The sequence below is a fragment of the Nocardiopsis lucentensis DSM 44048 genome, assembly GCF_000341125.1.
Lineage (GTDB): Bacteria > Actinomycetota > Actinomycetes > Streptosporangiales > Streptosporangiaceae > Nocardiopsis > Nocardiopsis lucentensis.
This window is the reverse complement of sequence record NZ_ANBC01000923.1, coordinates 1-4,728: the sequence shown is the minus strand read 5'-3', so window position 1 is coordinate 4,728 and position 4,728 is coordinate 1. Positions and strand designations below refer to the sequence as shown.

Below are 4,728 nucleotides of genomic sequence, written 5' to 3'. Positions count from 1 at the left end.
CCCGTCCTCCCGCGACGCGGCCACGCGCACGTCAACACCGCCCTCGACGAGATCGTCGGCGAAACCGGATGGCTCACCACCGGACAGCTCGCCGAACTCATCACCATCGACACCATCCTCGGGGAGCCCAACACGCCCTCGTCCGGGCCCGTCGGGCTGTGGGTGGTCGCCCAGCTCCAGGCGAACGGAGTCCCCGCCGTCGCGTACTCGTGGGCGTCGACCCTGTGCGTGTACGACCCGGCGCTGCGGCTGATCGGCGAGGTGACCGTCCCCAACGGGCACACGCTGTACGAGCTGGAGTGCGAGGTCAACGACGGCGACCGGCCCGAGCTCGTGCGGCACGGCGAGGAGGACCCACGATGAAGCTCACCCAGATCGTGCGGTTCCTCATCACATGCAGCAGGTGCGGAACCGGATGGAACACCCGCACGCAAGGGCAGTGCCCCGGATGCGGACTGAAGAAGTACACCCCCCGCGCCTGACCAACAGCCCCGCCCCAACACGGGGCGGGGCCTACCCTGAAACCACCCTGCGAGGAGAAGCCATGAGTTGGACCAAGATCGAGCCCCGACGTCGGCCGTGCGCCACCCCCATCTTCTGGTGGTTCAAGGAGACCGGATCCGAATGGACCTGCCCCACCTGCGGCAAGGTCTGGGTGATCAAGAACAACCCCTCGCAGTTCATCGGTGGGCGGGTGTTCTGGCCCAAGTACGCCCCGCCAAGCGCGCTCCGGACGCCCTACCAGTCGATGCTCTGCGACGGTCCCGACAACTCCGGGGGAACGCCGCGCCGAGACCACTGGGACAGCGACGAAGGGCGTTCTGTGACCCGACACATGGTTGCTGCCTTCCCCGCGCTCGCGCATGAGGTTGAGCGTGGGCGCGACCGACGCCATTGAGACACAGGACTGACCCACGCCAGCGCCCCACCACCTTCCGGTAGTGGGGCGCACGTGTGTCCGATGTCAGCCGTTCGACGGAGGGCGCGCCGTGTGCGGGGCCGCGTACCCACCCAGGAACGTCAACACCGGCGGCAACGCCGCGATGATCACGAACTGCGCAGGCTCCGGCAGGCCGCCGATCACCGTCGGATCCGACTGCACCGCCGTCAGCACCGCCAGCGCCACACCAGCCGCGAGGCTGAGGAACGTCGCCACGGTCACCTTCGTTTCGATCTTCTGCATGGGCTCTCTCTTCTCTGCTCGATGCTTCGCTGTCACTGCCAGGACCAGCCGTTACCGGTCACGACTCCCCCACCACCAGACCCCGAGCGACCACCCGATTCGCGGTCACCGAGTTCACCACCAAGTCCTCCGGCCCAGTGCTACCGTCGTCACCCGACTCGGGCGCGACCTTCGCCGCCTGATGGCGTGCGACCTGGGCGTGCAGCTGAGCGAGCGCGTAGGACGTCACCGTGTCGCCGTCAGTGGCCGACGAACCCATCTGCTTACGCACCCACAGCAGCGCGTCGGAGGTCTCCTGCCCGTAGTCGCCGTCGACCCCGTACTCGGGCAGGCTGGCGCCCGCGTACTTGAGCATCTGCTGGAGCAGCGTGACCCGGCTGCCACTGTCACCGACCTTGAGTCCGAGCATCTCGTCTCCTTCCGAGAGAGAGGTAGATGTACCGGGCGGCTGCTCGAAAGCGCCGCGCTCGACCAGGGCGTAGAGCACACTCCCTGGACATGAGGTGGAAACGAAGTCACGGTGGCCGAGCACCGTCCCGGACACGCCGTGTTCTGACATGAGCCACTGGCGGAGCCGGCGCACCCCCTCGATCTGCGCGGCCGTGGGCCGCTCGCCCTCGCCGATCATCAGGGACACGCTGTAGTAGTTCGCGTTCCCGGAGGTGGTGCCCTGCGCCGCCTGATACCGGTACAGCCCCCGGCCCTCGAAGATTCCGCCCTCAACCGAGACGCCGAAGCTATACCCCGTATCGGCCCAACCACGGTTGTACACATGGTCGTCACGGGTGTTCTTCCAGTACGAGACGCACTCGGAGTGGCTGTCCAGGTGGGTCGCCGCGCCGTTGTAGTGGACGACGAGCCCGGCGTCGGGGTCGGCGTAGTCGGCGGGAGAGGACGCGGACCACCCGAAGTACTCGCGTGGGAAAAAGTCGTCGGGTCGAGGCATCGTCTACTCCTCCGAACGTGAATCTGGGGAGGACCGTGCGATCCGATCCACCGCATCCCGAAATGACTTGCCACCGTTCGGACGAAGCTGCGCGTCAATCTCGCTGACCTGGTGCTCAACCGTGGTCATCCGCGAGCACATGTCCTTGAACCCGGACTCAACAGCACCCATCCGCTCTCCCAGAGACGGTCGGCGCGGCAACCCATGCTCTGGGTCGGCTGGCTGCCCGGCAATGTCAGTGAAGATCCGATCCCAACGACGCAGGCTCCGGACAATGATGCGGCTCAGCACTCCTGCGGCGGTGAGTGCTCCAGCGGCGGCACCGATGGCCACGAGCACGCCGAGCCATGTCGGCTCCGGAACTGTCATATACCGCCCCCCGATCGGTATCTGTTGTCCATTATGCCTGATAAGGCATGAAAAGAATCATCACCATAGCCGACAGCTATCATGGTGGGTGTGGTGGACGGGTAGTCCGCTAATGGGGGAAGGGTCCCGGCCCTTGGGCGAGGCCGGGACCCACATCACGCCACGAAGGGGCAACCATGGCCATCCCGGCCGGTGTTGAGACCGTGACCGTCACCAGCGGACAGCCACTCACCCTCCCCGACGGGACACCTGTGCGCGGCTACCTGAGGTGGCGTGCGCCCGCGTTGAACGTGGTCCCCGCTGACGACTACACGTTCGGCGGCGAAGCGATCGCCCAACTCGACGCCAACGGGAACTTCTCCATCGCCCTCATCCCGCAGGACGCCACCGGGGTAGACCCGACCGGGTGGACCTACGAGGTCACTGCGGTCTTCTCGAACGCGGTCGGGTGGACCCGGTTCATCACGCTGACCAAAGACCAGCCGGACGTGGTCCTGTCCGACATCGTCGACCCCACCCCCATCGACCCGTCATTCCAGGTCGGATACCTGTCGCTCGCCGGCGGCACCCTCACCGGGCCGTTGTTCCTCGCCGCCGACCCCACACAGGCGTTGGAAGCGTCCACCAAGCAATACGTGGACGCAGGCGACGCAGCCACGGAAGCATCAGCCCAGTCCTACGCCGACGCTGGGGACGCCACACGAGTGGCCAAAGCAGGCGACACGATGACCGGTTCCTTGACTTTCACCGCAGGGGATCTGGCGCTGAACACCGCACAAATGCAGGCCACCCTCACTGAGCTGTTGGTAGCCAGCCTGGACACAGGTGTCCTGCGTGGCGGGCAGCTCACCGCCAACCTCTCAGATCCTCACGCGGTGGACATCTCGCCGGTGACGGCGTTCATCGTGGACCAGTACACCAACCCGGACAGCCCCACGATCACGCGGGTGAGCGAGCCCGCCAAAACGATCGTGCTGGACGCAGCCGGGCTGGCGCGTAGCGTGACCTGGTATGTCATGGACGCGACAGGCGCCGTGACCATGCAGGCGACCAAGCCTGAAGCCGAGGAGCGTCGTGACAAGGTGCTGCTGGGTGGCATCGTCTACGACCCCGTGCCGGACGAGATCACCGTCGTGCAAACGCTACCGACGATTCTCGCTCAGCCCGTCAACCAGATGTACGACCTCATGTCAGGGCTAGGTGGGTTCCGCATTGAGGGGCTGGATGTGTCACCCAACGGGACCAACCTCGAGTTGGACCTGTCGGCCGGGCGCATGTTCACCACGGCGTTCAACCACTACGACAGTGGCGCGTTGACCAAAGACCCGCACGAGGTCAGCATTGACGCGCGCACCAGCTTCGGGTTCCGCCACATCACCCGCACGTTCACCACTACGCCACCCCTAGTCACGGCGTTGGACGTGAACAACTACGACCCCAACGGCACCGTGACGGCGATGCCGAACAACAGGTTCCAGGTCTTCCGTGTATGGATGGTGGGCAACAAGTCCGTTACCACGGACATCATCGTCCAGTACGGCCAACAGAACTTCACCAGCATAGAAAACGCCCTGACCTCCATCGGCACAGCACCCTACGCGGTAGATGAAGTGGTGCGCGCCAACCTCGCCCTCATCGGTTACATCGCGGTACAACAGGGATCTACCGACCTCTCTGACCCCTCTCAGGCGCAGTTCCGTAGGCCGATGAAGTTCGCTGACGCGTGATGGTACCCATGGCGAGCACCCCACCACGACGGGGGCGCTCACACGCCTGTGGGCTGGTCTACCCGCACTTCTCGGTGAGGAACTCCTCCACAACCTCCCGGGGCACCTCAACGTCTTCACCACGCTGCGCAGCGCGCTCCTCAAACGCCTCCACAAACGTGGTCACCATCATGTCCTCGCTCAGCTCCCGGGTCGCGCATATCTCAATACGGGTGTCTCGGTCAAGTTCGTCCCAGCGTTCCTCCATGTCCGCGCGGGCAACACCAGCATCCGTGGTGAGCACACCCGTCGCGAACAACAAGCCCACGCCGGTAGCTACGCCCGCGGCTAGGCCGCCCGCGAGGATGGCGACATGCCACCACCGCACACCACCCAGGGGCTGCGGAGGCGGAGGGGACTGGGGAGGATAGGACATGGGGGGCTCCATTCCGTCAGGGGAATCATCGACGTTAGACGCCTCACGGGCGATTACGGTTGAGTACAAGGCGATTGCTACGGATCGT

Annotated in this window: 6 protein-coding genes; 3 read left to right on the top strand and 3 right to left on the bottom strand. The window is 65.4% G+C overall.

Annotation, left to right across the window (positions count from 1 at the left end):
* On the top strand, positions 1-363 hold a 363-nt coding region (locus D471_RS40640), incomplete at its 5' end, for a hypothetical protein (RefSeq protein WP_040692252.1).
* Between the two features lie 181 nt (positions 364-544).
* A complete protein-coding gene (locus tag D471_RS0131790) occupies positions 545-898 on the top strand; it encodes a hypothetical protein (protein ID WP_017602353.1) in 354 nt (117 codons plus the stop codon).
* Positions 899-964: 66 nt separating this feature from the next.
* Here the strand turns inward: D471_RS0131790 and D471_RS0131785 are convergent, their stop codons facing one another.
* The gene (locus D471_RS0131785; protein WP_017602352.1) at positions 965-1,183 is read right to left on the bottom strand and encodes a hypothetical protein; all 219 of its coding nucleotides are present in this window, start codon (positions 1,181-1,183) and stop codon (positions 965-967) included.
* Between the two features lie 58 nt (positions 1,184-1,241).
* The gene (locus D471_RS0131780) at positions 1,242-2,129 is read right to left on the bottom strand and encodes a peptidoglycan recognition protein family protein (RefSeq protein WP_017602351.1); all 888 of its coding nucleotides are present in this window, start codon (positions 2,127-2,129) and stop codon (positions 1,242-1,244) included.
* 545 nt (positions 2,130-2,674) lie between these two features.
* On the opposite strand from D471_RS0131780, the gene D471_RS0131775 reads away from it, so the two are divergent.
* Positions 2,675-4,225, top strand: a complete 1,551-nt coding sequence (locus D471_RS0131775) for a hypothetical protein (protein ID WP_017602350.1) — start codon at positions 2,675-2,677, stop codon at positions 4,223-4,225.
* 58 nt (positions 4,226-4,283) lie between these two features.
* Here the strand turns inward: D471_RS0131775 and D471_RS0131770 are convergent.
* Positions 4,284-4,728: hypothetical protein (locus D471_RS0131770; RefSeq protein ID WP_206538995.1), on the bottom strand; the 445-nt coding region annotated here is incomplete at its 5' end.